The sequence below is a fragment of the Anoxybacter fermentans genome, assembly GCF_003991135.1.
Classification (GTDB): domain Bacteria; phylum Bacillota; class Halanaerobiia; order DY22613; family DY22613; genus Anoxybacter; species Anoxybacter fermentans.
In genome coordinates this window covers 636,534-662,988 of record NZ_CP016379.1, presented here as the reverse complement: position 1 = coordinate 662,988, position 26,455 = coordinate 636,534, and the positions used below count along the sequence as shown (strand labels likewise).

Sequence of the window (26,455 nt, the reverse complement as noted above, 5' to 3'; positions counted from 1 at the left end):
CCTGATAACTCAGGAAGGTTTACATGTTTAAAAGTGCATGTTCCAACCAGGGCCGAATATGAAAAGACGTATTTAAAATCATAGAAAACGTCATTGACTGATTTGGATCAATCATAAAATAACATAAAAGTGGAGTGATTACTTCCAGAATTAAAACTAAAACCAAAAAACAAATACCTCCATTAAAAAGTGCTCCCATAAAACGATTAGCCAAATTCAATTTGGCACTTTCAGCAGAAATTTTATGGAATAGTGAAATAATAAAATGAGTTAAAAAGAAAACAACAATAATAATTACCAGAGATCCAATCGAGATAGCAATCAACTTAGCAATAAAACTCGCCAGAGTATAAAAGACCAATTCTTCCATATTCTCAATAGGATAGCTCGAAAAATCCGGTCCAACTTTGAGTAGGTATTCAATTATACTTTCTTTGTTAAAAAGGGAATTTAAGATTTCAGGTAAGGCCTGCGGTATTTCTAGATTAGAAATAATATAACTTAAACTCGAGGAAAACTCTTCTATAGGAAAATCACCTTGACTCAATCGCTGATTGAGATTTAAGATTTGAAGGGAATCATTATACAAATGCCCCGGTAGATTTACCATATCCTTAATGGATAAGGCAATATTTTGAGTTAAATTCCACGGTCTGGTCAAAAATTCACCCAGTCCAGGAGCATAAAACAAAATCAAAACAAAAGAAATAAAATATTTAAATGCTCCAAAAAGCGTTCGGATTAGACCACGACGAAAACCGCGAATTATACTCAAAACTATAGCTAAAAGTATAACCCAATCCAACCAGTTCATATTTAAAACCACCTACTCTCCGAAGACCTTTTCGATATATTCACCTTTTTTGCCAAAAGGTCCTAACAATATTCCACGAAAATTAACCTGAATACCTGCTGCATTATTGGTACGAAGCTGTATTTTACTTCCTTCAAACAACCGTGTCTCTCCTTTTTTTATTAATCCCTGAAACAATATTTTTCCATCAACAGAAATACGAACCCAAGACGTCTCATTGGCAATCACTTGAATCTGATTTAATTCCCTTTTCTCACTTTGGCCCAATTTAGTAACTACAGTCTGTCTTTTCTCTGGTTTTAAATCAATAGATTCAACCTGTTTTTCCTTAGATTCAAATTTTTTTGAAGTTGTAATTTCTTCCTTATGTTCAGATTCTACTAAAGTAGTAATTTCTGGTATTATTTTAGGTTCTTCTGTTTCTGAAGCTACTATTTTCGGTTCAATATCAATATTTTCAGGTTTTTGATCCCGGACTTTTTTTTGCTGATCATTTTTTTGATCTTTTCGCTGGTCGGATATGACTAATTCCTGTTCAGAAATATCTATGGTTTCCGGATTAGAAACATCATACGATTCTTTTGCCATAAGCATTTCCATCCCATAATCTGAATCGACTTCTGTTTCAAAACTTACCTTATTAAAAGAAACTTCTTTACTTTCATCTAACTGGACATTAATAGAATCAGATTTTCTTTCCGTATCTAGCAACTGGGGAATTGTTTCATTTTGAATAGTGACCCAGAGATTTCTTACAAAGAAAAATGCAGCCGCTAAAATAGCTAAAATCAATAATACAATTAGAATTTTTCCAATTTTTTTAGATGAATCATGCCTCATAATTGTAACCTCTGATAAATCAGGAGCATCTTCTTGAATTTGAAGCTCTTTAAGAAGTTCAATTGGGTCTAACCCCACTACCTGTGCATATGCCTTTATGAACCCCTTCGCATAAATTATTCCAGGAATTTTATCGAAATTTCCCTCTTCAATGGCCTTTAAATATATAGTTCGAATCCTGGTCTTTTCGGATATATCTTTCAAACTTAACCCTTTTTCCTCCCGTGCTTCTCTTAGCTTCTGTCCTATCTCCTTCATTCTTTACCCTCCTTACTAACTGATGTCAAAAGAATAAAAACCATACCCTTTAATATACTCTCCTTCTTCATTCTCTTTATCTTCATCATTATTTAATTCTATAATTAAATCAAAATCACTAAGTTTTATATTCGTTTCTCTAACAAGAACATCAGGATGCTCCACAATCCTGGGAATTTTTTTATTTAAAAGATTTTTTACAAATTCAATATGTTCAGGAAAAGAACGATAAAAAGTAGTAATAGCATCTATTATCAATATAGTACCATTTTCTAAAATTTCATTATCCAGATTAGTCCGTACTATTTTTTTCAAAAGAGTTGATGAAATAAGTATCCAGGGTTTATTTGCATGGACAGAAGCAGCAATTGCTGTTTCAGTTTTTCCAACCCGTGGCGAACCTCGAAAACCTACAAAAATATCAGATTTCTTTGTTAATCTTCCTCCCAGAAAATCTATTAGATAATCTAACTCTTTCCGTTCAAAACGAAAAGTAGGCGGGTTTTCTGAAGTTTTTTGAATCCGTTTTCCGTGTTTTAAAGCAAGTAAATCCAGCTCTTGAGGTTCACGGAAAATTTTAACCTCTAAATCCTGAACCTCTTTTAATGCTAAATACAAAGATTCTAATTGCTGCATTGTATTAAAATTCAATAAAAGCCCCCGTTTGTTACCTTCAATAGAACTAATAGTTTGAATATTTAGCTTTAACATCCCGATTAGAGATGCTACATCTCCCAACAAACCAGGACGATCATTTAAAATTTTGTATTCCAGATAATATTTATTCATATTATCACCCGGCCTTGTCCTAACTATTTTATTTCGATAAAAACTGTCTTTTCCCTTTTTTTATATACAAAATAATTATCTACATTTATAATATTATATGATTAAACTGCAAAAAGCTAATTTTGAGTGCCATAGTAATTTTTCGTTAAACCATCTTAGTGAGATTTCAGTCGAAATAAGGCCTCATCACATCCTGTGATGAGGCCTTATTTCGACTGAAATCAAACTTCAGATGGTTCGAAAAAATTATTTTGAAGCGAAAAATTAAGCTTTTTATAGTAGAATCATTACATTATTTAAAAGAAAAAGTAGGCAAATATGCCTACTTTTAGATTTAGTCTTCTTTATCATATGGTTGACCACTGGCTGCAGGTGGAGTTGCCCGACCGATAAATCCAGCCAGAGCAAAGAGAGTCAGGATATAAGGTAACATAAGCCAAATTTCACGTGGTAAGAAAGTAATCTGTAATGTCTGGGCCAGCATTTGCATTGCATCTGCAATACCGAAAAGAAGTGTTGCTACAAATGCACCAAATGGTGTCCATTTACCAAAGATTACAGCTGCAAGTGCAATAAAACCGCGTCCAGCTGTCATATCTTCTGTGAAAAGATCTAAAAGTCCAATGGACAAAGTAGCTCCACCGATTCCAGCCATAATTCCACTGATAACTACACAAATATAACGGATTTTTTTGACATTTATTCCAACTGTATCAGCAGCTTCTGGATGCTCACCTACTGCCCGTACCCTTAAACCAAAAGTTGTTTTAAAAAGCACAAAATGAGCTAAGACAATAGATAACAGAGCAAGATATACCAATGGTGAATGTCCACTCAAGATTGTCCCAATAAACGGAATATCTTTAATTATCGGAATTGGAAGTTTACCCAAACTATTAACACTTGGGGATTGGCCAGCATGTTTAAAAATAGCACGCAAAAAGAAACTGGTCAATCCGCTTGCTAATAGGTTTATAGCTACACCGCTAACAACCTGATTAGCACGGAACTCAATGGATACAAAAGCATGAATCAAAGAGATTAACCCACCAGCAATCATGGCAATTAATACTCCCAACCAGGGACTACCGGTATAATAAGAAGCCAACATAGCGGTAAAAGCCCCTGTTAACATAATACCTTCCAGTGCAATATTAACAACTCCGGATCTTTCAGAGAAGATACCACCAATAGCAGCATACATCAGCGGAGTAGCGGAACGGAGTCCAGAGGCCAAAATCAAGGCTATTACATCCATTATTCATTTACCTCCCTTTTTGCTTGTTTAGCTTTTATCTTGCGATAAATCTTCCGTACTGCATAGTCGGAAGCTACAAAGAAGATAATTATGGCTTGAATAATATGAATAACCTCTTTTGGAACTCCGGCAATACTCTGCATCATATTCGCACCCCGCTGTAAAGTACCAAATAGAAGTGCACCCAAAATGATACCAACAGGATGGTTTTTACCCAATAAAGCCACTGCTATTCCTGTAAAACCATGGCCAATAAAACCAAATGGCTGAAGGGCCCGTAACTCTAAACCCATAACCTGAGATGCACCAGCCAGTCCAGAGAGCGCACCACTGATGGCCATGGCAAGAATTATATTCCGTGCAACACTAATACCGCCATACTCAGCAGCAAATGGATTTAATCCAACAGCACGCACTTCATATCCGATGGTTGTCTTCCATAAAATCCAATAGATAATTAGTGCTGCTAAAGCTGCCACAAATATTGACCAATTCAAACGACTGCCCCGGATAAACCGTGCAAATTGAGCTGTCTTGGCAATCTTAGGTGTTGCTGGTAAAGTACCAGGAGCCATAAGCACTGTTCTAATTAACAGATTAACGAGATATAAACCAATATAGTTAAACATAATGGTACTGATAACCTCATGAACCCCTAATTTGGCCTTGAGCAATCCTGGAATTCCACCCCAAATTGCCCCTGCCAACATTGCTGCTAGAAGGGTTAGAGGAATGTGAATCCACATTGGCATATTGAAAAAAGCACCCACCCAGGCAGCGGTTATATATGCCACTAAAAACTGTCCTTCTCCACCGATATTAAAGAGTCCACAGCGAAAAGCAAATGCCACAGAAAGACCCGTAAAGATCAAAGGTGTAGCATTAACCAGGGTTTCAAAGATATTGCGGGTACCACCAAAAGAACTTTTTACTAAAACCCAATAAGCTTCAAAAGGATTTGCACCAATAGAAACCATGAAGATAGCGCCAATAACCATTGCGAATATAACAGCAATAATAGGAACAACCAGATTACCTAACAACTGAAAGTTTATAGCTTTTCGCCATTCAAAACCTTTTACTTCTTTCACTCTATTGACCTCCCTTTCTACTGTTCTTTACGTTTACCTGCCCCGGCCATCATCAGGCCTAATTCCTCTTCTGTAGCATCTTTCGCATCTATAATATCTACAATTTGACCTTCATAAATAACAGCAATCCGGTCACTTAGAGACAGGATTTCATCCAGTTCAAGAGAAATCAAGAGAACAGCTTTACCAGCATCCCGTTGTTCAACAATCCTTTTGTGAATAAACTCAATAGCTCCCACATCAACACCCCGTGTTGGCTGAGCAGCAATGAGAAGATCAGGATCTCTACTGAGCTCCCGGGCGATAATTACTTTTTGTTGATTACCTCCAGAAAGATTTTTCGCCAGTGCCTCTTCATTAGGTGTCCTGACATCAAATTCTTCAATCAACTCCCGTGCATTAGAATGAATTACAGGATAGTTTAAGTTAATTCCTTTGGCAAATGGTTTTTTATAATGATGTCCTAAAATCATGTTATCTGACAGAGAATAATCCAGAACCAGTCCACGCTTGTGACGGTCTTCAGGAATATAAGATATGCCTGCCTCTATCCGTTGACGTGTTGTCAGACGACTGACTTCTTCGCCTCTAAATTCAATACTACCTTCAGTTAAAGGACGCAATCCTGTCAAAACTTCTGTTAATTCAGATTGACCATTACCCTCAACTCCAGCAATCCCTAAAATCTCCCCTGCTCTAACTTCAAAGGAAACTCCCCTTAAAGCAGGTAATCCTCTATCATTCAAAGCATGGAGATTTTCTACTTTTAATATTGTTTCACCAGGTTTAGCAGGTTCTTTTTCAACTTCCAAAATAACCTCCCGACCAACCATCATTCGAGCTAGTTCATGGGTATCTACATCTTCAGTATTTACAGTATCAATCACTTTACCTCTTCGAATTACAGTTACCCGATCACTGATAGCTTTAACCTCTTTAAGCTTATGGGTAATAAAGATAATGGATTTACCCTGCTCAGTCAGTTTATCCATAATTGCAATCAGTTCTTGAACTTCCTGGGGAGTTAAAACAGCAGTTGGTTCATCTAAAATGAGAATATCAGCTCCACGATAGAGAGCTTTTAAAATCTCAACTCTCTGCTGCATCCCCACTGAGATATCCTGTACCTTAGCTCTTGGATCTACACTTAAACCATACCTGTCAGAAATCTCTTCTACCTGTCTAATCATCTCCTCAGTATCCAGAACTCCCATCTGTGCTGGTTCTGAACCCAACACGATATTTTCTGCTACCGTAAAGGGTGGAATCAACATAAAATGTTGATGCACCATTCCAATCCCTAATTCGATAGCTTTGTTTGGAGAATCAATATCAACACGCTTACCATTAACATAAATTTCCCCACTGGTTGGCCTGTACAATCCATATAAAATCTTCATCAAAGTAGTTTTCCCTGCTCCATTCTCACCAAGAAGGGCATGTATTTCACCCTTTTTCAATTCAAAATTAATATTATCATTAGCAACTACTCCGGGAAAAACTTTCGTAATCCCCTTCATTTCAATTACATTGGTCATAAATTATCCTCCTTTCGTATAACTTATAAAAAACATATATCAGATAGAGGTATCATATCATTAAATAGGTTAGGTGTCAAGAGATCACCTAACCCATTTCAGAACAATTGCTAAAGAGTAAAATCTTCTGAATCTTCTCTAGTTGTTGGAACTTTAATTTCACCATTAATAATCTTTCGGCGCATCTCCTCAACTTTATCCTGTACTTCTTTAGGTGTCATTTTTTTTAGTTGATCTTCTTCTAAACCTACACCACCCTCTTTTAAACCGTAGACTTTATGGGTTCCACCTTTGAAATTCCCCTCTTTAATCAGTTTAGCACCTTCATAGACAGCAAGGTCAACCCGTTTGATCATACTTGTCAATACATGGTCAGGGGCCAGATGACTCTGGGGCATATCTACACCGATTGCATATTTATCCTGTTCTTGCGCAGCTTTTATCACTCCAACACCACACGCACCGGAAGCATGATAAACTACATCAACCCCCCTCCCAAAAAGAGCCAGTGCCTGTTCTTTTCCTTTATTGGGATCATCAAAAACCCCCGTATAAGTGACAATCAATTCCGCATCCGGATTAACTGCTTTGATTCCAGCACGATATCCTGCTTCAAATTTGCGAATTGTTGGTAAATCCATTCCACCGACAAAACCTATTTTATTAGATTTTGTCATCATCCCTGCTACTACACCACATAAGAAAGAACCTTCCTCTTCTTTAAAGGTAGCGGAGTAAACATTATCCTTATCAACAACTGCATCAACTATTCCAAAATTGGTATCCGGTAAATCTTCTGCAACTGTTGCTAAAGCATCCTGCATCAAAACTCCAATAGCCCAAACCAGGTCATAATCCTGTTCTGCAAGGCTAGTCAGATTTGGAACATAAGAAGTCATATCTGAAGATTCTATAACCTTTATTTTAATACCCAATTTATCTCTTGCACGTTTTAATCCCTTATATGCAGCATCATTAAATGATTGATCACCTAATCCGCCTACATCAGTAACCATACCAACTTTAATCTCCTCGGGTTGAACCTTAGGACCTGGTCTACGTTCCTCCCTAATACGTTCCCCCTTAAAGAAAACATAGCCAAATGCAATGAGGAGGATAAATACAGTCAAATAGGCAATCCATTTCAAATATTTTTGCACAAATTATCACTCCTTAATTTGGTATAGAAATTGGTAAGTCCACTGATATGAATTGACTGTATCACCCCCTCATGCCGGATTTACCTACGACGACGAACTACATGAAATTCAAATTCATTTCTAAAATAATTTCTAGAAAAAAGGATCATACGGTCTTTGTGATCATAATGCTTTTGCTCTAAAAGTAAAACTGGAGTTTTAACCGGTATCTTTAATTTATCCGCCAACCAGTTAGGTGCATTCATGGGAATAATTCGGGCCACCGCATAGGTAATGCGGAGATGATATTGTTCTTCTAAAACCTGAAAAATAGATTCCCCAGAACCATAGTGAGACAGTTCCGGCATTTCTGCTATAATATTCTGGGGTAAATGATCTTTACAATAAACCACAGGATTCTTATCAGCTGTCCGAATTCTTTCAATGACCCACATTAAAGTATCAGGATCCTCTTCAAAAATTGGAGCCAATCTACCCATTTTTTCTTCCCATATTTTATAACCAACAGTGCCGGGTTCAAAACCATGGCTTTTAATAGTCTCGGTTACGCTGTACAAATCTTCAATTCCTTTCTGGATTTTTGGCAAACGTGATGCAACAAATGTTCCTACACCCTGTTGGCGAATTACTTTTCCCTCTTCTTCCATAACCCGAAGGGCTTCTCTTAAAGTAGCACGACTAACTCCCAGATTTTCAGCCAGTGTATTTTCTGATGGCAAACGGTCCCCCTCGCTAAATGTTCCATCAGAAATTAATTCTTCTATTTTTTCCTTAACCAATATATATAATGGTCGTGAATCAGTTTTGACTTTTGTCATTTATCATCCCTCAAATCATTAGAAATTATACTTTGATTCTTTTTTCTTTTAATTTCTTTTAAAATTGATTCAACCTCACTCTCGGATATTAATACTTCACGGGGTTTGCTTCCCGCATACGGGCCAACAATTCCATCCCGTTCCATCATATCTATTAACCGGGCTGCACGGGTATAACCAATACGAAGTCTTCTCTGTAGCATAGAGATGGAAGCAGAACTTGAAACTACAATCCGCACAGCCTCTTCATATAATTCATCCCTTTCTTCATCTTCGTCAATCACTAGTTCACCATTTTCTAATTGCTGAATAGCAGATGCATATTCAGGCTCTTTTTGGCGCTTGACAAACTCCACAACTCGCTGAACCTCTTCAGTAGTAACAAATGCTCCCTGAACCCGTCTAGGCTTATTGGTTCCTATCGGTGAAAAGAGCATATCCCCTTTTCCTAATAATTTTTCAGCTCCTATTGTATCCAGAATGGTTCTGGAATCAACCTGAGAGGATACAGCAAAAGCAATCCTGGAAGGAATATTTGCTTTAATCAAACCAGTGATTACATCAACTGAAGGACGCTGGGTGGCAATAATTAAGTGTATCCCTGCCGCTCTAGCCATCTGAGCCAGACGGCAGATAGCATCTTCTACATCATTGGCTGCCACCATCATTAAATCAGCCAGCTCGTCTATAATCACTACAATATAAGGTAAAAGTTTGTAATCTTCAAGAGAACCCTCTACTTCTTCACCTTCATTTCGAGCCTTTTTCAAGGCTTCCTGACGTTTACGCATCAATTGATTATAGCCTTCAATCCCTCTGGTTCCTGTTTCTGCAAATAACTCATATCTGTTTTCCATCTCCTGAACTACCATCTTCAAAACCGCAGAAGCCTTCTTTGGATCTGTTACAACAGGTGCTAAAAGATGTGGAAGATCTTTATACGCTGTCATCTCCACTTTCTTAGGATCTATCAATAATAATTTCACTTCATCTGGTTTAGCTTTATAAAGTATACTCAAAATAAGCGTGTTAATACAAACGGATTTACCAGAACCGGTTGCTCCTGCTACCAATAAATGGGGCATACTGGTAAGATCTGCAACAACAGGTTCACCTGCAATGTCAACCCCTAATGCCAGTGTCAGTTTAGATTTAGACTTTTTAAATAGATCAGAATCTAAAATATCTTTCAATTTAACCAGAGAACTACCTGGATTTGGCACTTCCACCCCAACAGCAGCTTTACCCGGAATGGGAGCCACAATTCTTACATCTGTAGCGGCCATAGAAAGTGCAATATCATCGGCCAAATTCACAATCCGACTAACTTTCACACCAGGTGCAGGTTGAAGTTCATACCGGGTAATAGTAGGCCCGTGACTAACGTTAATTACTTTAGCCTTAACTCCAAAGTTTTGCAATGTATCTTCCAATAGCTTAGATTGGTCTACAAAAGTAGGTTTATTAGTATTACCAGGTGCAGAAGTTAATAACTTTAAAGGTGGGAGTCGATAAGAACTCCCTGGTTTGGGTGTAGGGACCTGTTTTGTTTTTTGTTGCTCTTTAGGCTCACTCTTTTTTGAATTTTTTCTATTATCCATTTCCGGATTTTTCAGATTCTCTTGAGAAGCAGCAACCTCTAAATTCTGATCTTTTTTAAGTAACTTCAATTCTTCCAGAAACTGATTATCCTCATCTTCATTAATCTCCTCAGAATCATAGTGATCATCCGTTTTTGATTTTCCTTTAATTTTTGCAAATAAATTTTTGACTTTTTCTTTAAATCCAGCAAACCATTGAATAATATTTTGATATATCTCCTTAAACTTGCGTTTAAGAGTTGCAAAAAGTGTCATAAGAAGAATATCAAATAAAAATAACAATCCAACTAATCCAGCAGCACCTAAAATTATATATGTCCCGATCTGATCAAAAAAATTGCGAAGGAAAAAAGCAAAAATACAGCCTACAATTCCCCCACCTTGCCCTTCCAGAGCACTGGGAAACTCTTCACCATGGGGGATATATAAGACATGTAAGAACGTTAGAAATGTGCATAGGATAATATTTAAACCCAAAAGCCGCGGACTTACTTTAATCGTCCGGGAACGGATTAATGTCACTCCCCATAAAAAGAGTAAAATCGGGAATAAATAGGCACCTTTTCCAGCTAAAACCATAAAAACAACTTTTAAAATAAGTCCTACAATGCCTGCTGACTCAACAAATAAACTAATCCCTAAAAGAATTGCCAAAACCGATAAGAAAATGCCTAATATTTCATTTTTTCTCTCCCGCGATAATTCCATAACCATCATCACCTCAATAATATGTATTCTACACTTTGAAAAAAATCTCCTTCCCCATCTTATATATGATTTTACTGCAAAAAGCTAATTTTTTGCTTCAAGAAGAAATTTTTCGAACCATCTAAAGTTCGATCTCAGCCAAAATAAGGCACACTAATCAACGGGTCATCCTGACCCTTGATTAGCTCATCACATCCTGTGATGAGACCATTCTTTTCTAATCTCAATAAGATGGTTTAACGAAAAATTTCTATGGCGCTTAAAATTAGCTTTTTGCAGTAAAATCATATATAAAAAAAGAATCCGGTCCTTTTAAAAACCGGATTCTATATTCATAACTATTTTTTGATTCCTTCAATGATAATTTTGGCAATATTAGCGGAATGGTCACCAATCCGCTCTAAATTACTCAAAATATCCAGATAAACTACTCCAGAACCTGGGAAACAAAGACCTTCATTAAGCCGTTGAATATGATTTTTCCTATAGGTTGTCTCCAATTCATCAACTTCATCTTCAAACTTAAGAACTTTTTTCGCCAGTTCAAGATCGTTGTCAGAGAATGCTTTAATAGCCAGGCGGGCAGTTTCAATCACTCGTGCAAACATATAATTCAAATCCTCAATAGCCTTTTCACTGAAAGGCATCTTTTCTTCGACTTTAATCTGGCCTAGTTCAGCAATGTTTTCAGCATGGTCACCAATCCGTTCAACATCATTGATAATATGGAAGAAGTTATTTACTTCTCTGGCCTGATCTTCCGTCAAAGACCGCTGGGAAAGTTTACTCATAAAAAGTATCATAGCTTCTTCTAGCTGATCAATATTTTCTTCCCGTTCTTCTACTTCTCTAAAAAGTCCCAGATTATTTTCCATAAAAAGTCTCTGAGCAGTTTCTACGTTAAGAATTGCCTGCTGGGCCATCCGCTCCAGTTCTTTTCCAGCTTGTCCTAAAGCCAGAGCTGGTGTATCCAGAAAACGTTCATCCAGATAAATTGGACCTTTAGTGACAACTTTCTCTTCACCGGGAATCAACCAAGTAACAATTTTAGCCAAAACACCAGCAAACGGAAGCCAGATAATAGTATTTAATACATTAAATCCTGTATGGGTATTGGCAACCAATCGATTTATATCTGTTGTTCCAAAGTAATTCTTAAAGAATAAAGTTATATAATCTGTAAGATTCGGAATAGTATACATGAAAATTAAAAAGGTAGTAGCACCAAGAATATTAAACATTGCATGTGCCCATGCTGCTCGCTTAGCTGTCCGATTGGTACCGATACTAGAAAGAATAGCAGTAATCGTAGTACCGATATTATCACCTAATAAAATTGGTACTGCCGCAGAATAGGGGATAGCTCCAACACTGGTCAAACTTAACAGGATACCAATAGAAGCACTACTACTTTGAATGAGAATTGTCATAAAAGTACCCATTAAAACACCTAAAATAGGATTATGACTAAATTCCATCATCATATCCCTAAAGTACTGAGAACCCCGAAGAGGTTTCATTATATCTTTCATGATATTCATTCCTAAAAATAGAAAACCAAACCCCAGAAAAATCTGTCCAATATATTTCATCCGTTTGCTTTTTCCAAAGAGGTAAAGTGCAGCACCAATTGCAATAATACTAAGGGAATATTTATCAATCTTAAAAGCGATCAGCTGAGCTGTTATAGTGGTACCTATATTGGCACCCATAATAACACCAATAGCCTGCTTTAAGTTCATAAGACCCGCATTTACAAATCCAACCACCATTACAGTTGTAGCACTACTACTTTGAATGATGGCAGTTACACCTGTTCCTACTAAAACTCCAGCTAAACGATTGGTAGTTAAAACCTCCAAAAGATTTTTAAGCTTCTTACCAGCAGTCTTAGTAAGGCCTTCCCCCATCATCTTCATTCCAAAAATAAAAATACCTAGCCCGCCAAGTAGTTGTAACGCAGTAGAAACTACAGATGACACTAATCCTCCTCCTTTCACACTTACAATATAAATTTTTGATTCTTACTTCACACACAGCCAAAATTATAACATAGTTTGATTGCAATTACTAGAGGAGATTAAAACTTTATATTATTATTTGGTTTAGATAATTTGACTAATAATAATTATTATACCAATAAACCAGCAATAATATGCAAAAGGTTTTAAACTTTTTTCACGTATAATTTTCAACAAAAATCGAATAGCCACATAACCAGAGATTACTGCTGCAAGTGTCCCAGCAATTATATTAATAAGACTTACATCACCTCCTCCCCCTTCCAGAATATCCTTTACTTCCAGCAAGGTAGCTCCAAAAATAACAGGAAGTGCAACTAAAAATGAGTACCGTGCTGCCAGATCCCGGTTCAAACCGCGAAAATAACCGGCGACAATAGTACTACCTGAACGGGAAATTCCGGGTATAATCGCTAACCCTTGAGCAAAACCGATAATCAGAGCATCGATAGTATTCATTTCTTTGAGAGTCCTATCACCTTTAGCAAAAGATTCAGAAGTCCAGAGAAGTACTCCCGTCAATAACAACATATATCCTACAATAAAAACCGATTGAAAAAATTGTTCAAAAAGATCTTTAAAGGAAATACCGATAATTCCAGTCGGAATAATGCCAATCAATATCATATAAATTAAATGTCTATGGCTTTTCTTAAACAAAAGCATTTTCTTGATATCTGTCCAGAAGGCAATAATAATAGCAATTAAAGTTCCAAAATGTAAAAACACATCAAAGGTAAGCGCGCCTTCCTTTAAACCAAATAAAGATTGAAACAGAACAAGATGACCGGAACTGCTTACAGGTAAAAATTCTGTTGCTCCCTGTACAATTCCTAGAATAATGGCTTTCCAGATTGTAAAATCCATCTCCAAAACCCTCCTAAATTAAAAATTATAAATCTCTAAGTAATTGCTCCAGCGGTTTTATAAATGGTAAAATGATAACAGCAGTGATCAAATTAAATAAAGTATGGGCAATAGCAACCTGTTTCCCGGGTTCAGAGGCTAAAAAAGTAATCAATTTAGTGAATCTATTTAGCATAGGAATGAAGAGTAAAACACCAAAACAATTAAAAATAACATGAAAACAGGCAATTCGTCTAGCAAACCTGTTGGTTTTAAGCGCAGCCAGAACAGCTGTAATACAGGTTCCAATATTAGAGCCTAAAATAACTCCAATTGCTCCTTTTAATGCCAGCATCCCCTGTCTGGCCAGAGTCAATACAATTCCCGAAGTAGCACTACTACTTTGAATCAAAGCTGTAAAACTCAGGCCTGAAACAATTCCCAATAAAGGTTGGGTACTAAATCTCATTAACCATCTAAGAAACATAGGATGATATTGGAGAGGAGATAAACCAACCTGCAAAAGATTCAAACCCAAAAAGATTAATCCAAACCCAAAAGAGATTAGTCCGCTGTACCAGGTCCTGGAAACTTTTTTTACCCAACCATAAGCCATCAGCAATAAACCCAATAAACAAAGAATCCATTCCAGATGATTCATTTTCAATGATAAGATATGAATGGTCATAGTAGTTCCGATATTGGCTCCAATAATTACTCCCATACCCTGATAAAGGGTCATTACACCTCCGCTGACAAAACCAATTACCATTACAGAAACAGCACTGCTACTCTGAATGATAGCAGTTACTATAGTTCCTGTTATAATGCTATTGATCAGATTAGAGGTAAAAATTTCCAAGATTCTTTTTAATCTGGTACCAGCACCTTTTTTAAGCCCCTTTTCTGCCATATGAAGACCCTGAAAAAATACGACCAAACCAATAAAAACAAAGAGGATTACTTTAAGCAAAAAACTCAAACTCCTTTCCGAATCCTTATTTCAATAATTTATATTCGGAAAGGAGGTAAAAAAGGACTGACTACCCTGTTTAGTTTTCCATTTGTGGGGAAAATTTGATAATACTCCCTGGTTGATATCTCCTATTTAAAAAATCATAGGGATTGGAACTGAGCAATTGGACAATCTTTGCCTGATTTTTTTCTAAAGGTTCAACAATAAATCTCCGATTTTCAAAAGTAATCTCCTGATAATTGTTAAGTTCTTCTCCATCCCACTCATCAAAGATTATTTCAGATGGAATAATTGAGTAATGCATCTTTAAACCTCCGATTTTAGTGCAAATTCTTTTGATTTTCATTAATATAAGCATGTAATTTCTGAATGGCCTGAGCCAATCCACCGACTTCATCAATCAGCCCTTCTTTAACCGCAGCTTCACCAACAAGAACTGTTCCTACATCACGAACCAATTCCCCTGTCTGGAACATCAATTGTCTAAATCTATCCTCTGAAATATTGGAATGGGAAGTAACAAACTTCACTACCCGATCTTGCATTTTCTCTAAATATTCATAAGTTTGAGGAACACTAATGACCAATCCTGTCAAACGGATGGGATGGATAGTCATAGAAGCCGTCCGGGCAATAAATGAATAATCTGCCGCAACTGCAATAGGAACACCAATACTGTGACCACCGCCCAAAATTAGAGATACAGTGGGTTTAGTCATACTGGCCAACATCTCGGCAATTGCTAATCCGGCTTCAATATCTCCACCAACAGTATTTAAAACCACCAAAAGCCCTTTGATCTTAGGATTCTCTTCTATAGCCATAAGTTGAGGCAAAATATGTTCATATTTTGTGCTTTTGTTTTTGGGAGGCAGCACCATATGTCCTTCAATCTGTCCTATAATACTCAACATATGTATATCACTCTGGACATCAGTAGGAATATTATTTTGCCCAAATTGTCTTAATGCTGTCATAGAAGCATTTCTTAACCTAATTGGCCGCTTTCTTTTTGGCACAGATTCAGGTGCACCATTTCCTGCGGGCTCATGTCTTTGCGGCTGTTCGGGTGTAATTTGTGGTGGTTGTGGTACAAATTGAGGCGATGGTGATACTGTCTTTGGTGACCGCGGCGGTTGAGTTGTAGTATATTGACCTTCCCTTCCAGTTACCTGATTTTTATGAAATTCCATTTTCATCTTTACTCTCACTCTCCTTAAAAAGTCTATCTTTATTATGATTAAGGAGAGTGAAAATCATTCGTTAAGATTGAAACACTCTCAACTTTCCTGTAATTTTTCTTCCACCGAACGTATTTTTTGTTCCATACTGGCTTTCCGGTCACGGCGGTCATCAATTTTTAAAGTAGTAGAAACCCGGAGAGCGCCAGCATCAAAAGGTACCTCATGAAGTTTTTTTACTACCTCAAAGATCTTGTCCAAATCTCCCTCCAGAATTGTTCCCATAGGAGTTAGCTGAAATTTGATTTTCTCTTTTTTAAGAATCCGGTGACAGTCAGCAACATAGCGACTTAAACTTGTATCACCTGTTCCAAGAGGTACAACCGTTACTTCTGCTATTGGCATTCTTTTAAACATCTCCTTTCTTTTTCTTTAGCAATAAATTAATCCTACTATATTATTTAATTCTCTCAAAATTGTTAAATTCCTTTCACTCATCAAAATACTATTGTGATTAGTTATCTTTATGACCACAGTCTTTCTTTTGCTGCAAAAAGCTAATTTTTCGCTTCTTGAGAAATTTTTCGAATCATCTAAAGCTCAATTTCCACCGAAATAAGGCTTCCTAATCAAAAGGCCCTTTTTGCCCTTGATTAGCTCATCACCTCCTGTGATGAGGCCTTATTTCGTCGGAAATCTCGCTAAGATGATTTGGCGAAAAATTTCTATGTCGTTCAAAATTAGCTTTTTGCAGTATAATCATCATATTGTTATCAACAAACTGCAAAAAGTATAATTTCCCAAACATAAAAAAAGACCAACCTATATAAGTTGGTTAATTTTTCAACATAAGTCCTATCAAATCAAATTCAATCCTTATTCCAATGAAATAAGGATATAAACATTAGAATATCCTGCATACATATCCCCAAATTACGCAAAATTTAATTTCAATTAACGTTGGTATATTTCAATCCTTGTTTTAGTGGAACTTAGATTCTAACCTTTCTCTTAATTGTTCCAAACCCTCTGGCTGATGAATTGCCTAACCCTATCAAATCTGGAAGAGCCACATTAGAATAAAAATGCCCCACAAAGCCTATCAACTTTTGGCCTTTAAAATTAACCATCACCTGACGCACTTCCGGTAAAATAAATATCTGTGATTCTACCCACCAACCAATTGATTTTGCAAAACTTAATATATTCCCCACCAATAATCTCTGTAAAAATTCTTTTTCATTAAAATGCATAGAATTTTTATTCTGTAAATATATATGATAATTCTTTTGATTTAACGCTACCCAGGGAGAAAGAAATTGATAACAATATTTCATTGTTGAAGTAGTTTTTATTTTTATATTCTTAACCTCTAGTTTTTTCTCAAAACCTTTATATACCTTATTTCTTAACACCAGTTCTGTTAAATCAAGAAAATATTTGCCAAGTAAATCTGCTCCTTCATTTAAACCTATAACAATAGGTTTACCTTCAACAATTTTATATTGGATCAATGGATAACCATATCTTAATTTTCCATCCTGCAGATGATTATGAAATAATACCTCTGAAAAACGATTAGCAAAATATCCACGAAGATAATGTCCATAATTCAATGATAGGTTTTCACCAATCTCAAATTGTAATATTGATTGTTTAATTATCATCCATAACCTCCTCAATTATTCCTGTACACCTGATTTTTTTCTAATAGACCTGTCTTTCAGTCTCCTACTTAACAGAGTCTAGATTGCAACTTTGATAAACATTTATTTGTTTTAGTGGATTTAGATAACCACGTGAGTTTCAATCCTTGTTTTAGTGGAACTTAGATTCTAACCCGTCATCGTCCAAGGTTGGCTATATTTCAAGCTTTATCCCACTTCAGTTAGAATATAAATGGCCTTTCTAATCAGCAAATTTTTGCTTAAATCAGTCGTTTTTTTGCATTTTGCCGTAAAATTTCACCTTTGAAAAAGAGAGCAATTGGGAAAATTTAAGAGCTAATTTCATTTAATCGTATTTCCCATTATTTTACTCCATAATTTTTTCTATCACTTTTTTCTTATATTAAAAATTAAACAAATAATGAAAAATTCCTTTATTAATATGATTAAACTGCAAAAAAACTAATTTTGAGCGACATAGAAATTTTTCGTTAAACCATCTTAGCGAGATTTCAGTCGAAATAAGGCCTCATATGAGGATGTTGATGAGCTAATCAAGGGCCAGAACGGCCCTTTGATTCGAAAGTCTTGTTTCAGCTAAAATCAAGCTCTGGATGGTTAGAAAAATTAACTTTTTACAGTTTGAACTTTAAATGAAAATAATATTCTACAAAGATCCGCCAGAATATAAAAATAGCATTCTAAAACAATCAAAAAAGAATGTCGTCTGAAGCCTAAAGGTTATTAAAAATTCTATATTTCTGACTGCAATTATCCTCATCTTTACTCCATCCAGCAAAAAATCAGCATATAATTAATATTTTTCAAGTAATTCTATAATTGCATTATTAATCTTTTTAAAAATATTATCCTCATCTTTTTTGTCATCTTTTTTATTATTTTTTTTATCATCGTTTTCTTTCTTGATATCAATTAGTTTTAAAAATTCTAAAATATCGCTTATGGTATTTTTAAGATTACAAATATCTTCTAGAATTATTCCTTTAACACCATGGGCAAAAGGTGTCATATTACGTAAATCTTGTAAATGTTCTACCTTTTCATTAAGTTGAAAAAATCTTTCTATATAATTAGAATTTCGTCTATCTTCAGGAGTTTTTTTATCACCATATTTGAGAAAATCTGATAAAATTTTATTTAATACAACTTTTGTAGGTGCATTTTTATATTTAATACCTTTTTTATCAAAATAACTTTTTAAATCAGGTTTGCTTTCAATAAAATTATTAAACTCAGAAAAACTATTAGTTTTCTCATCTTTAATTTTTATTCTAAATGTCTTTTCAAACAAATACTGTCTTAAATTATCTAAAAGACCAAAAAGCAACGCAACAGTCTCCAGATACTTATGGTTTTCCAGAGAAATTTCCATAAAATCATATATCAAACTTAAACGTTCTTCAGTTTTTAGTTGCAAATCTGATACTCTATCCAACAACCATTTATTTTGTTCTAATATTTCCGCCTCTTCATAAGCATTTTCAAAATTAAAATTCCGCAAATGATATGCTACTTTCAATAATTGTCGAACTTCAAATTTCTTTCTGAAAGGAGATTCCTTAAAAATCTCACTGGCATTATTATAGCAAAGATCTTTAATGGTTCTATCAATTAATCGACGATACCTATCACAATTCAATTTAGTAAAATAATTCAATTCAATAATTCTAGTACCACCATTATCGGCTCGTTCTCCATAATAATATTGGTGTGGATAATCCAACATCTTTACTGACAATATATTAGTCATTGCAGGGGTGCCTGTAGTAGATAAAATGTAATTCATAGAATTGTATTTAATTTGTTCTTCATTTTTCTCAAAATATTCATCGTAAAATCTTCCCACCTCTTCATAATTAGAAGGGTTACAACTTACTTCTATTCCACAAATATCACTTTCATTATATCTATATCTTTTTTGTGCAAATAAACGAATAATTTGATATAAATAAATTGTATCCCCTTTATCTGGATTTTCCTGATTAGTATAGAAAAAAATAATTTTATCAGGTTTTTTATGTTGTGTTTGATTAATTTTATCTATATAAGCTGTAAAAATTGGCATACGTATTTTACTTATTTTTAAAATATTTTTTTCTCCTTTATTTTGAAATTTTATTTCTACTTCTTTATCAAATTTTAAAAAATCTTTTTTTGCAGTACTATTTGTATTTTTAAGAATATCTGCTAACTCCCTAGTATATTCTCGAAAATTATCCACTTTAGAGATTTCATTACCATCCATATCAATAACCTTCAAATCACTATTTCCTAAAATGTAATATGCACATGTAGCCATAATTATTCCTCCTTATAAATTTTAATCCAACCCAGACTATTTTTTATAATTTCACAATCCACAACCACAGTCCTGGTTTTGGGAAAAGGATTATTGTTTTTGATTTTCTTTATTTTTTTTATTTCCTCAAATTCATTTTTACTAAAAATATTATTTATCGTATTTTCAAAAAATGTTTTACCAGCCCCTATCCTCAATACAGCACCATTTTTATTTTGTTTAAATTCCATTATCTCATTTAAAAGCTGCTCATAAAAACTGATTATATTTAAAAATGGATTTTCACCTTTGCCTTTATATTTACTTTTAAGTTCACTGATCTCTCGCTTAATAGCATCTTCAAAGAAATCATTAATATAGTCAAATATAACTGCTTCATTTTGTTCATACAAATAATCAAAATCATCTTCTAAATGATGATAATTTTTTTTCCCTTTGCTGGTCATACTAAATTTTGTTGACAAATTTCTTTTTAAACATTCAAAAACCACCGGATTTTTTGTTTTGCCTGATTCAATATCTACTCTATATGTTTCTATTATTTCAATATCAGTATCAGAAAAAGGCTCAGTATCTGAAACCTGTAAAAACTTCATTATATCCCGACTAAATTTTCCAAAGATATCTTGCCCTATATAACTATATTTGTTTTGTTTCCATATACTTATAATTTCATTTAAGTTATAACTATTTCTTTTTAAATAACCATAAATCAAACTGGTTCTAATAGCACCTTTTAAAGTACTCCCCGGTATGTAAGGCCTACTACCTGTATAAATACACTTTAAAATCTGTTTATTTTTAATATCAGTATTACAATCAACTATCTTATCAGTAAACTCTTTTATATCAAGATTATTAGCTTCAAAAAAATTCTCCAACTTATATTTCGAACTTTGATTACCACTTGCTTGCTTTTTAATAATATCTACAAACTTATCAATTAAAGAGCTGGCATTATCTAATTTAAAGATGAAATCTTCCAGCTTTTGGTGATTAATATAATAAATCTGTCCATCCTTATAAATATAATCACTATAAGGAGATAAAACATCTCCATTTCCAATATGCATAGGCGTTAATATTTCTAAAACTAAATTCATTATTTACCGCCTCCAAATCCAATTAAGAAACTATTCCCATTTAAATAAACTTTATGTGGCAATTTAAAACCCTCAGGTTTTAGATCCAAAAACTGTCCTTCAACTTTGCAATTAAAAATACTACCCTCCTGCATGACCCTGACATCTTTTTTTCTAAAAGCCCGTCCACCATTTGAAAATATATAACCATTTCTTTTAACAAGATTATAACTTAATACATTATCAACTTCTTCTTTTTTAGGAAAAACTATTGAAAGTGAAATATATTTATTTCCCTCATGACTTAAAACCCCTGTAATATCTTCATACACGCAATTTTGAAATTGGCCTATTCCCATACTTCTCCTGCCGCCAAGACCTTCATCACATAATAAATTCAAAGATGCTCTGATTTCTTTATTTTCAACAAAAGCTTGATTTGCCAAAAAGTAAAAAAATGGTTTTAATGTATAATCACCAATTTTCTTATATGAAAGTTCTATATTATTCTCATAATAAAATGCTTCAGATTTATTTGTTATTCTGTTTACTGCAACTTTAGGAGTAGAATATTCTTTAATGAAGTTTAAATCTGCGAGTTTTCTTTTCTCTTCAAAAGTTAAATTCAAATCATCTACCTCTTGATTACTTATACAAAATTTATTGCCTATAATAAATTGAGCGGATAAATCATACTCAAAAAAACCTTTCTCCTCATTCCACGCATTTAACAAATCATTATAAACATTCAACGAAAGATATTTTAATTTTTTTATCATCTTTCTTTTTCTTAAATCATCATCATTTTCTTCATTTCTATCCCTACCTATTCTCCAAAATGGTTTAATCAAGAAATAGATGGTTTTTTTCTTTTTTTCTCCATTCCAAAAATCTATTCCCAAATAACAAGATGATATTAAATACTCTCTTTTTCTAAACTTATCAATTATCTGTTCTGTTTTTTCCGGATAAAGCAAGGCATAATTATTAATAATAGCTGAAAATAAACTGTCGGAAGAAAAAACACTTGTTAGTTCCCGTTTATAATTACCAAAATGAAATTTAGCTCTATCACCAATAAGCAGTTTAACTACTTTCACTGATTATCCTCCTTTTTACTTTACTAAAATCTAATTCCTCAAAACTAATGGAAAGATCTTTTTTCTCTCCATTATAAATTGGGACAGCCACATTTTTCCCCTCATATTCTTCTAATGTCTTAATAGTAAATTCTAAATCATCAAACTTTATCTTTCCATAACCCCTTGAGCCACTACCGCCTAAATAATCATCCTCCAATAATCTAAGCCCTTTTAAAACAAAATTAAATCTGTCTATGTCTTCATCTTCAAAAATATTATAAACTAAATTAAAATTAAATCTTGCTCCTGCAGGTACTCTTTCAGTTAATCGAGGATTTGAAGCGGCAGAAGTTAATCTGTCAATGGTATTTTCCCATTTGCTTTCTGTATAGTTTAATTCCAAATTCTTAAACAATGTATCTCTGTTTTCTTCAAAGTGAATTAAATCTAATTCAGCATCTCTCACATACAAACGAGTTCTTCCCACTTTTGAATTAACACTAGCAGATACACCAAAAATAGCACAAATATCGCACTCACCACAATTGCAGTGATTAGCCTTAATACTAATTTTATATTGTGAATTATCTTTATATTTATTTTTAATTTTCTCATATTCTTCTGCATTATTAAATTCATTATAATGTTTCTTAAATTTTCCTGAATCATCTTTCTCAGAAACAATAATTAACCCCTGATATCTGCCTTCTGCCAATTCCAAAAGACATCTAATCTTTCCTTTTAAAGAAGAACCAGGAATATACGGTATTCCTTCTGAATTTTTGATAACATTATTTTCAATTCCACCGATCATAACATCTGTATCTGAACCGCCAATCATAAGTCCTGTTTTAACAATTATTTTTCCCTCAATAAAAATCTTTCCTTTCAATTGCATAAAAACTCTCCTCTCTCTTTATTAATTATTCATCATCACCAACATATTTTCGATAAGCAACAATCGCTTCCATAAATCTCTGAAAATAAACCAATTGTTTCTGGTCTCTCAGACTTTTAACTATTGAATCTAGCATTTCTATAAACTCTTTTAATACAACATTCTTTTCATTACGGCCTGCTAAATAAGCAAATTGAGGTCTTAACATTTTTAAATCAATTATACTTTTAGCATTCATAATTTTATTATAAACTTTTCTAATCATAGAAGTAGTTACCTTGTTAGTTTTGTCATATTTCTGTGGACGTAATTGCTCAGCATATTTTTTAACTTTTTCACAAAATTCATCATAATCAGCATTATCCAAATCTAAAACTACATTCTTGAAATAGTTAATTAACTCATTTCTATTTGAAAACCTATCATTTTTATATTTAGTTTTACCTCTTTCTTTTTTCATGGATTAATCCCCCTTACTATACTTTTTAGTTTCCATCTCAGCCATTTTAACTGCAACCGGAATAATCATTATCTTTTTAACTTCTTTTTTATGCAACAAATTATTAATTACTATTTTTTGGTAAATATTAATAATTTTCTCTGCATCATTCTCATCATTTTTATTATTTTTATTTAACTCTCGTAAATAATAAACCAAACGCCAGAATCTTAAATTATCAAAAAGATTTTTATTCGATTGCTCCAATATTTTTTTAAAACCTTTAGTACTCCTCATAACCTTATTTAATATAGCGCGCTTGTTTCCATTTCTCTTAACTATGTCAATCAATACATCCTTTATTTCAATTATTCGTTTAAATTCTTCCCAATTAAATACCTCACCAAAAAGAGAAATTTTATTTTTCCCAGGTATCTTTTCATTTTCCTCAATAAAGTTTTTAGCTCTTTCTAAAGCACCTTCTGTAATTTCAGCAAATTTAACAACAGGAAAATTATATCTAAAAATAGAAATGCCAGCCGAAAATGTTATCTTAGAATGATGACAGGTATAATCCCTGAATCTTTCATAAAACTCTTTTCCAAACTCGATAATCGTATTCCAACTGCCGACAATAAAAGTATCATCACCACCAGAAAAAACAACATAAATTTTGTTCTGCCAACCTTTTTGCTTAATCAAACAATTTATATATCCCTTAAAATAAAGCCCCAACATCCTGCTTAAAGAAGTAATCCGCGAAATAGTCTTGTTTTTTTCAAATCCTTTGATAAAAATCCAACCCAAATTATCAACATCAAGTTTTAAAACCCCTAATTTTTTATCTCCCCGGCCTTCCCGTACTGCTCTCACTGCTAATTCTTCAAATGTCATTAAATTTCCCTTTTCATTAATAGGTAAATTATACGCGCCAAATATAAAACCATCACAACCTTCTTCCAAAAAATTTGTGTCATTTATTTTGTAAACTAGTTCATTTGATGATTTTTTATTATCAAAGCTTTTTAAAAAATCGATTTGATAACCAAAAGACTTAAAAACATCATTATAATTGTTAATAGATTTGTTTTCACCATAATTGCCCCTTTTGATAATATAATAATTAGCCTCTTTTAGCTTCTCTTTTGTCAATTCGATAAAACTATTACACATACTACAAATCTTTAGATCATCTTCATTAGATATTAGTTCCCTATTCTTTCTACTCACTCCACAAACATCACAAGTATTATTCTGGCTCTCTCCATCATTTAAAGGGCCAAATATTTTTTTAAAATTACTCTTTAAATCAATCTCACTCCATTTTTTTTGCTTTAATTCTGCCACCTTTCTACTTGCCCTGGTCCATAATTCGGCAAAGTTACTAAAATCAGCAGGTGAAAAGGGCAGTCCAGCAATTGCAAAATAAAGTTCTCCATTGTGTGCATTCAAAAGGGTTTCCAAAATATTTTTTCTAACTTCTTTTAATTTTTCTTCTTTACATGCCGGAGCTAAAATATAAAAATTACCTCCGCCATTATAAAGCAAATTGGCTTCCTTTAATTCCAATTCATCTATAATATATCTCGCAACTATTTCTGAAATTAAAGTTATATAGACCGAACGGCCCTTTAAACTTTTACTGGCTCCTTTAGAAGAAATATTAAAAATAAAATCCTGAATGCCAGAAATATCAGCATTTATTAATAAAAATTGATTTTTAGTACTATCAGTCATCAAATTCAGCTCTTTTTTATCCAATTCACCTGCTTGATACTGATGGTAAAGACAAACAGCAATAGCTGCTGTAGTTTTAGAATGATCAAAAAGTGAAATATCAGTATAACAACCACTTGCTTGTTCTGGTACACTCCATAAATACTTTTCTAAAAGATAATACAATTGTGATTCATTATTCACTTTCACTAATTCATCTAAAAAATCATCTACATAATCCCTGTAAGAAATTTCTTTTAAACCATCCTCTGGAAAAATAGTCTCTAAAGACATTTTTTTTAGTTTGTACCCATATTTTTTTTCTTCCTTAAATAGTCTTCCAAAAATAGATTGCAAAGGCATCTTATAATAAACATCTACATTATCTGTATTCTCTTTCTCATCTCTTCCTTCAGATGAAGACAACCAATCAGCCAGTTGAATAATTCTTTCAAAATCATCTCTTGGTTCATAATGATATAAAACAGATTGAATAACCTCTTCTAAACAACTAGAAAAAAAATAACTTTTATTACTAAACTCTAATTTGTTTAATAATAATCGAGCTAAATTTTTATCTCCATAATATTTAGCTCTTTCTAAGAATTTACCAACATCATGTAACAAGGCAGCCAAATATATCCTATCTTTATCCAACAATTCCACCTCCTAATAATATAATTCTTCAATTATATTAAAACTCCCGTTCAAAATATTAAATTTTTGATAAATAATACTAAAAACAACAAAGTAACTATATTGCAAGTCAAAAAAATTAATCTTTAAAAAGTTCTTTTTAATGGTTCTTTTGTACTTCACTTTCTCTTAAACCTCCATGAAATATGAAAACTACACTTTGCTTAATTTTTTCCAATATATTGAAAGTGTTTTTCAAGAATTAGCTAAACTAACAACTTTTTTGATAAATTAATTTTCTAACTCAACAAAGTTTGTCTTCAGAATAGGTGATTATGTAATAACTGAAGGTTAGTTTCAATCCTTGTTTTAGTGGAACTTAGATTCTAACTTATGATACAGGTCGGGTCCGTGTAATTCTCAAAGAGTTTCAATCCTTGTTTTAGTGGAACTTAGATTCTAACTATATGAAACTTGGATCATAATTCAAACCGTCACAAAGTTTCAATCCTTGTTTTAGTGGAACTTAGATTCTAACCCGTCATCGTCCAAGGTTGGCTATATTTCAAGCTTTATCCCACTTCAGTTAGAAAACAAATAGCCTTTCTAATCAGCAAAATTTTGCTCAAATCAGCCGTTTTTTTGCATTTTGCCGTAAAATTTCACCTTTGAAAAAGAGAGCAATTGGGAGAATTTAAGAGCTAATTTCATTTAAT

Annotated in this window: 23 protein-coding genes; all 23 read right to left on the bottom strand. The window is 33.6% G+C overall.

All coding sequences use genetic code 11. The features are described 5' to 3' along the window. Positions 1 to 19 precede the first annotated feature (19 nt). Positions 20 to 814 (bottom strand): CvpA family protein, encoded by a 795-nt coding sequence (locus BBF96_RS02930; protein WP_127015771.1) that lies wholly within the window; start codon positions 812 to 814, stop codon positions 20 to 22. A 12-nt stretch (positions 815 to 826) separates the two neighbouring features. After that, positions 827 to 1,912, bottom strand: coding sequence for a helix-turn-helix domain-containing protein (locus tag BBF96_RS02925; RefSeq protein WP_127015770.1), 1,086 nt, complete (start codon positions 1,910 to 1,912; stop codon positions 827 to 829). Between the two features lie 15 nt (positions 1,913 to 1,927). Next, positions 1,928 to 2,701 (bottom strand): DUF3388 domain-containing protein, encoded by a 774-nt coding sequence (locus BBF96_RS02920; protein WP_127015769.1) that lies wholly within the window; start codon positions 2,699 to 2,701, stop codon positions 1,928 to 1,930. A gap of 334 nt (positions 2,702 to 3,035) precedes the next feature. After that, positions 3,036 to 3,959, bottom strand: a complete 924-nt coding sequence (locus BBF96_RS02915; RefSeq protein WP_127015768.1) for an ABC transporter permease — start codon at positions 3,957 to 3,959, stop codon at positions 3,036 to 3,038. Then, entirely contained in the window at positions 3,959 to 5,050 is a 1,092-nt protein-coding gene (locus BBF96_RS02910; RefSeq protein ID WP_236777869.1) for an ABC transporter permease, read from the bottom strand. Before BBF96_RS02910 ends, BBF96_RS02915 begins: the two co-directional genes overlap by 1 nt. 17 nt (positions 5,051 to 5,067) lie before the next feature. Then, on the bottom strand, positions 5,068 to 6,588 hold the full coding sequence (locus BBF96_RS02905; RefSeq protein WP_127015767.1) for an ABC transporter ATP-binding protein: 1,521 nt from the start codon (positions 6,586 to 6,588) through the stop codon (positions 5,068 to 5,070). Positions 6,589 to 6,698: 110 nt separating this feature from the next. Continuing rightward, the gene (locus BBF96_RS02900) at positions 6,699 to 7,748 is read right to left on the bottom strand and encodes a BMP family lipoprotein (RefSeq protein ID WP_236777868.1); all 1,050 of its coding nucleotides are present in this window, start codon (positions 7,746 to 7,748) and stop codon (positions 6,699 to 6,701) included. Between the two features lie 80 nt (positions 7,749 to 7,828). Then, a complete protein-coding gene (locus BBF96_RS02895; RefSeq protein WP_127015766.1) occupies positions 7,829 to 8,566 on the bottom strand; it encodes a GntR family transcriptional regulator in 738 nt (245 codons plus the stop codon). Beyond that, positions 8,563 to 10,875: an FtsK/SpoIIIE family DNA translocase gene (locus BBF96_RS17105; RefSeq protein ID WP_257792004.1), complete on the bottom strand. Its 2,313-nt coding sequence runs from the start codon at positions 10,873 to 10,875 to the stop codon at positions 8,563 to 8,565. The genes BBF96_RS02895 and BBF96_RS17105 overlap by 4 nt, the downstream gene beginning before the upstream one ends. A 338-nt stretch (positions 10,876 to 11,213) precedes the next feature. Then, positions 11,214 to 12,857 (bottom strand): Na/Pi cotransporter family protein, encoded by a 1,644-nt coding sequence (locus BBF96_RS02885; protein ID WP_236777867.1) that lies wholly within the window; start codon positions 12,855 to 12,857, stop codon positions 11,214 to 11,216. 123 nt (positions 12,858 to 12,980) lie between these two features. Continuing rightward, positions 12,981 to 13,763 carry an undecaprenyl-diphosphatase UppP gene (gene uppP / locus BBF96_RS02880; protein WP_127015764.1) on the bottom strand — a complete coding sequence of 261 codons (783 nt, stop codon included), beginning with the start codon at positions 13,761 to 13,763 and terminating at the stop codon, positions 12,981 to 12,983. 25 nt (positions 13,764 to 13,788) lie between these two features. Further along, positions 13,789 to 14,715, bottom strand: a complete 927-nt coding sequence (locus tag BBF96_RS02875) for a Na/Pi cotransporter family protein (RefSeq protein WP_164730869.1) — start codon at positions 14,713 to 14,715, stop codon at positions 13,789 to 13,791. A gap of 79 nt (positions 14,716 to 14,794) precedes the next feature. Next, entirely contained in the window at positions 14,795 to 15,022 is a 228-nt protein-coding gene (locus tag BBF96_RS02870) for a YlzJ-like family protein (RefSeq protein WP_127015762.1), read from the bottom strand. Positions 15,023 to 15,038: 16 nt separating this feature from the next. Then, positions 15,039 to 15,917: a ClpP family protease gene (locus BBF96_RS02865; RefSeq protein ID WP_269467429.1), complete on the bottom strand. Its 879-nt coding sequence runs from the start codon at positions 15,915 to 15,917 to the stop codon at positions 15,039 to 15,041. Positions 15,918 to 15,998: 81 nt separating this feature from the next. After that, the gene (locus BBF96_RS02860; protein WP_127018158.1) at positions 15,999 to 16,304 is read right to left on the bottom strand and encodes an MTH1187 family thiamine-binding protein; all 306 of its coding nucleotides are present in this window, start codon (positions 16,302 to 16,304) and stop codon (positions 15,999 to 16,001) included. A 587-nt stretch (positions 16,305 to 16,891) separates the two neighbouring features. After that, positions 16,892 to 17,566: a CRISPR-associated endonuclease Cas6 gene (locus BBF96_RS02855; protein ID WP_127015761.1), complete on the bottom strand. Its 675-nt coding sequence runs from the start codon at positions 17,564 to 17,566 to the stop codon at positions 16,892 to 16,894. An 814-nt stretch (positions 17,567 to 18,380) separates the two neighbouring features. Continuing rightward, complete coding sequence (locus tag BBF96_RS02850) at positions 18,381 to 19,886, bottom strand: hypothetical protein (RefSeq protein ID WP_127015760.1); 1,506 nt, start codon at positions 19,884 to 19,886, stop codon at positions 18,381 to 18,383. Positions 19,887 to 19,888: 2 nt separating this feature from the next. Continuing rightward, entirely contained in the window at positions 19,889 to 20,989 is a 1,101-nt protein-coding gene (gene csm5 / locus BBF96_RS02845) for a type III-A CRISPR-associated RAMP protein Csm5 (RefSeq protein WP_127015759.1), read from the bottom strand. Next, positions 20,989 to 22,068 carry a type III-A CRISPR-associated RAMP protein Csm4 gene (gene csm4, locus BBF96_RS02840; protein WP_127015758.1) on the bottom strand — a complete coding sequence of 360 codons (1,080 nt, stop codon included), beginning with the start codon at positions 22,066 to 22,068 and terminating at the stop codon, positions 20,989 to 20,991. Before csm4 ends, csm5 begins: the two co-directional genes overlap by 1 nt. Next, complete coding sequence (gene csm3 / locus BBF96_RS02835; RefSeq protein WP_164730868.1) at positions 22,055 to 22,942, bottom strand: type III-A CRISPR-associated RAMP protein Csm3; 888 nt, start codon at positions 22,940 to 22,942, stop codon at positions 22,055 to 22,057. The genes csm4 and csm3 overlap by 14 nt, the downstream gene beginning before the upstream one ends. Positions 22,943 to 22,973: 31 nt before the next feature. After that, complete coding sequence (gene csm2, locus BBF96_RS02830; RefSeq protein ID WP_127015756.1) at positions 22,974 to 23,408, bottom strand: type III-A CRISPR-associated protein Csm2; 435 nt, start codon at positions 23,406 to 23,408, stop codon at positions 22,974 to 22,976. Between the two features lie 3 nt (positions 23,409 to 23,411). Then, positions 23,412 to 25,760, bottom strand: coding sequence for a type III-A CRISPR-associated protein Cas10/Csm1 (gene cas10, locus BBF96_RS02825; RefSeq protein ID WP_164730867.1), 2,349 nt, complete (start codon positions 25,758 to 25,760; stop codon positions 23,412 to 23,414). Between the two features lie 12 nt (positions 25,761 to 25,772). Beyond that, a complete protein-coding gene (locus tag BBF96_RS16325) occupies positions 25,773 to 25,922 on the bottom strand; it encodes a hypothetical protein (RefSeq protein WP_164730866.1) in 150 nt (49 codons plus the stop codon). Between the last annotated feature and the right edge of the window lie 533 nt (positions 25,923 to 26,455).

What these genes read in the sequence shown, in the direction of transcription:
- BBF96_RS02930 (WP_127015771.1), bottom strand. Translation starts at nt 814, where the DNA reads ATGAACTGGTTGGATTGGGTTATACTTTTAGCTATAGTTTTGAGTATA.
- BBF96_RS02925 (WP_127015770.1), bottom strand. Translation starts at nt 1,912, where the DNA reads ATGAAGGAGATAGGACAGAAGCTAAGAGAAGCACGGGAGGAAAAAGGG.
- BBF96_RS02920 (WP_127015769.1), bottom strand. Translation starts at nt 2,701, where the DNA reads ATGAATAAATATTATCTGGAATACAAAATTTTAAATGATCGTCCTGGT.
- BBF96_RS02915 (WP_127015768.1), bottom strand. Translation starts at nt 3,959, where the DNA reads ATGGATGTAATAGCCTTGATTTTGGCCTCTGGACTCCGTTCCGCTACT.
- BBF96_RS02905 (WP_127015767.1), bottom strand. Translation starts at nt 6,588, where the DNA reads ATGACCAATGTAATTGAAATGAAGGGGATTACGAAAGTTTTTCCCGGA.
- BBF96_RS02895 (WP_127015766.1), bottom strand. Translation starts at nt 8,566, where the DNA reads ATGACAAAAGTCAAAACTGATTCACGACCATTATATATATTGGTTAAG.
- BBF96_RS17105 (WP_257792004.1), bottom strand. Translation starts at nt 10,875, where the DNA reads ATGGAATTATCGCGGGAGAGAAAAAATGAAATATTAGGCATTTTCTTA.
- uppP (WP_127015764.1), bottom strand. Translation starts at nt 13,763, where the DNA reads ATGGATTTTACAATCTGGAAAGCCATTATTCTAGGAATTGTACAGGGA.
- BBF96_RS02870 (WP_127015762.1), bottom strand. Translation starts at nt 15,022, where the DNA reads ATGCATTACTCAATTATTCCATCTGAAATAATCTTTGATGAGTGGGAT.
- BBF96_RS02865 (WP_269467429.1), bottom strand. Translation starts at nt 15,917, where the DNA reads ATGAAAATGGAATTTCATAAAAATCAGGTAACTGGAAGGGAAGGTCAA.
- BBF96_RS02860 (WP_127018158.1), bottom strand. Translation starts at nt 16,304, where the DNA reads ATGCCAATAGCAGAAGTAACGGTTGTACCTCTTGGAACAGGTGATACA.
- BBF96_RS02855 (WP_127015761.1), bottom strand. Translation starts at nt 17,566, where the DNA reads ATGATAATTAAACAATCAATATTACAATTTGAGATTGGTGAAAACCTA.
- BBF96_RS02850 (WP_127015760.1), bottom strand. Translation starts at nt 19,886, where the DNA reads ATGGCTACATGTGCATATTACATTTTAGGAAATAGTGATTTGAAGGTT.
- csm5 (WP_127015759.1), bottom strand. Translation starts at nt 20,989, where the DNA reads ATGAATTTAGTTTTAGAAATATTAACGCCTATGCATATTGGAAATGGA.
- csm2 (WP_127015756.1), bottom strand. Translation starts at nt 23,408, where the DNA reads ATGAAAAAAGAAAGAGGTAAAACTAAATATAAAAATGATAGGTTTTCA.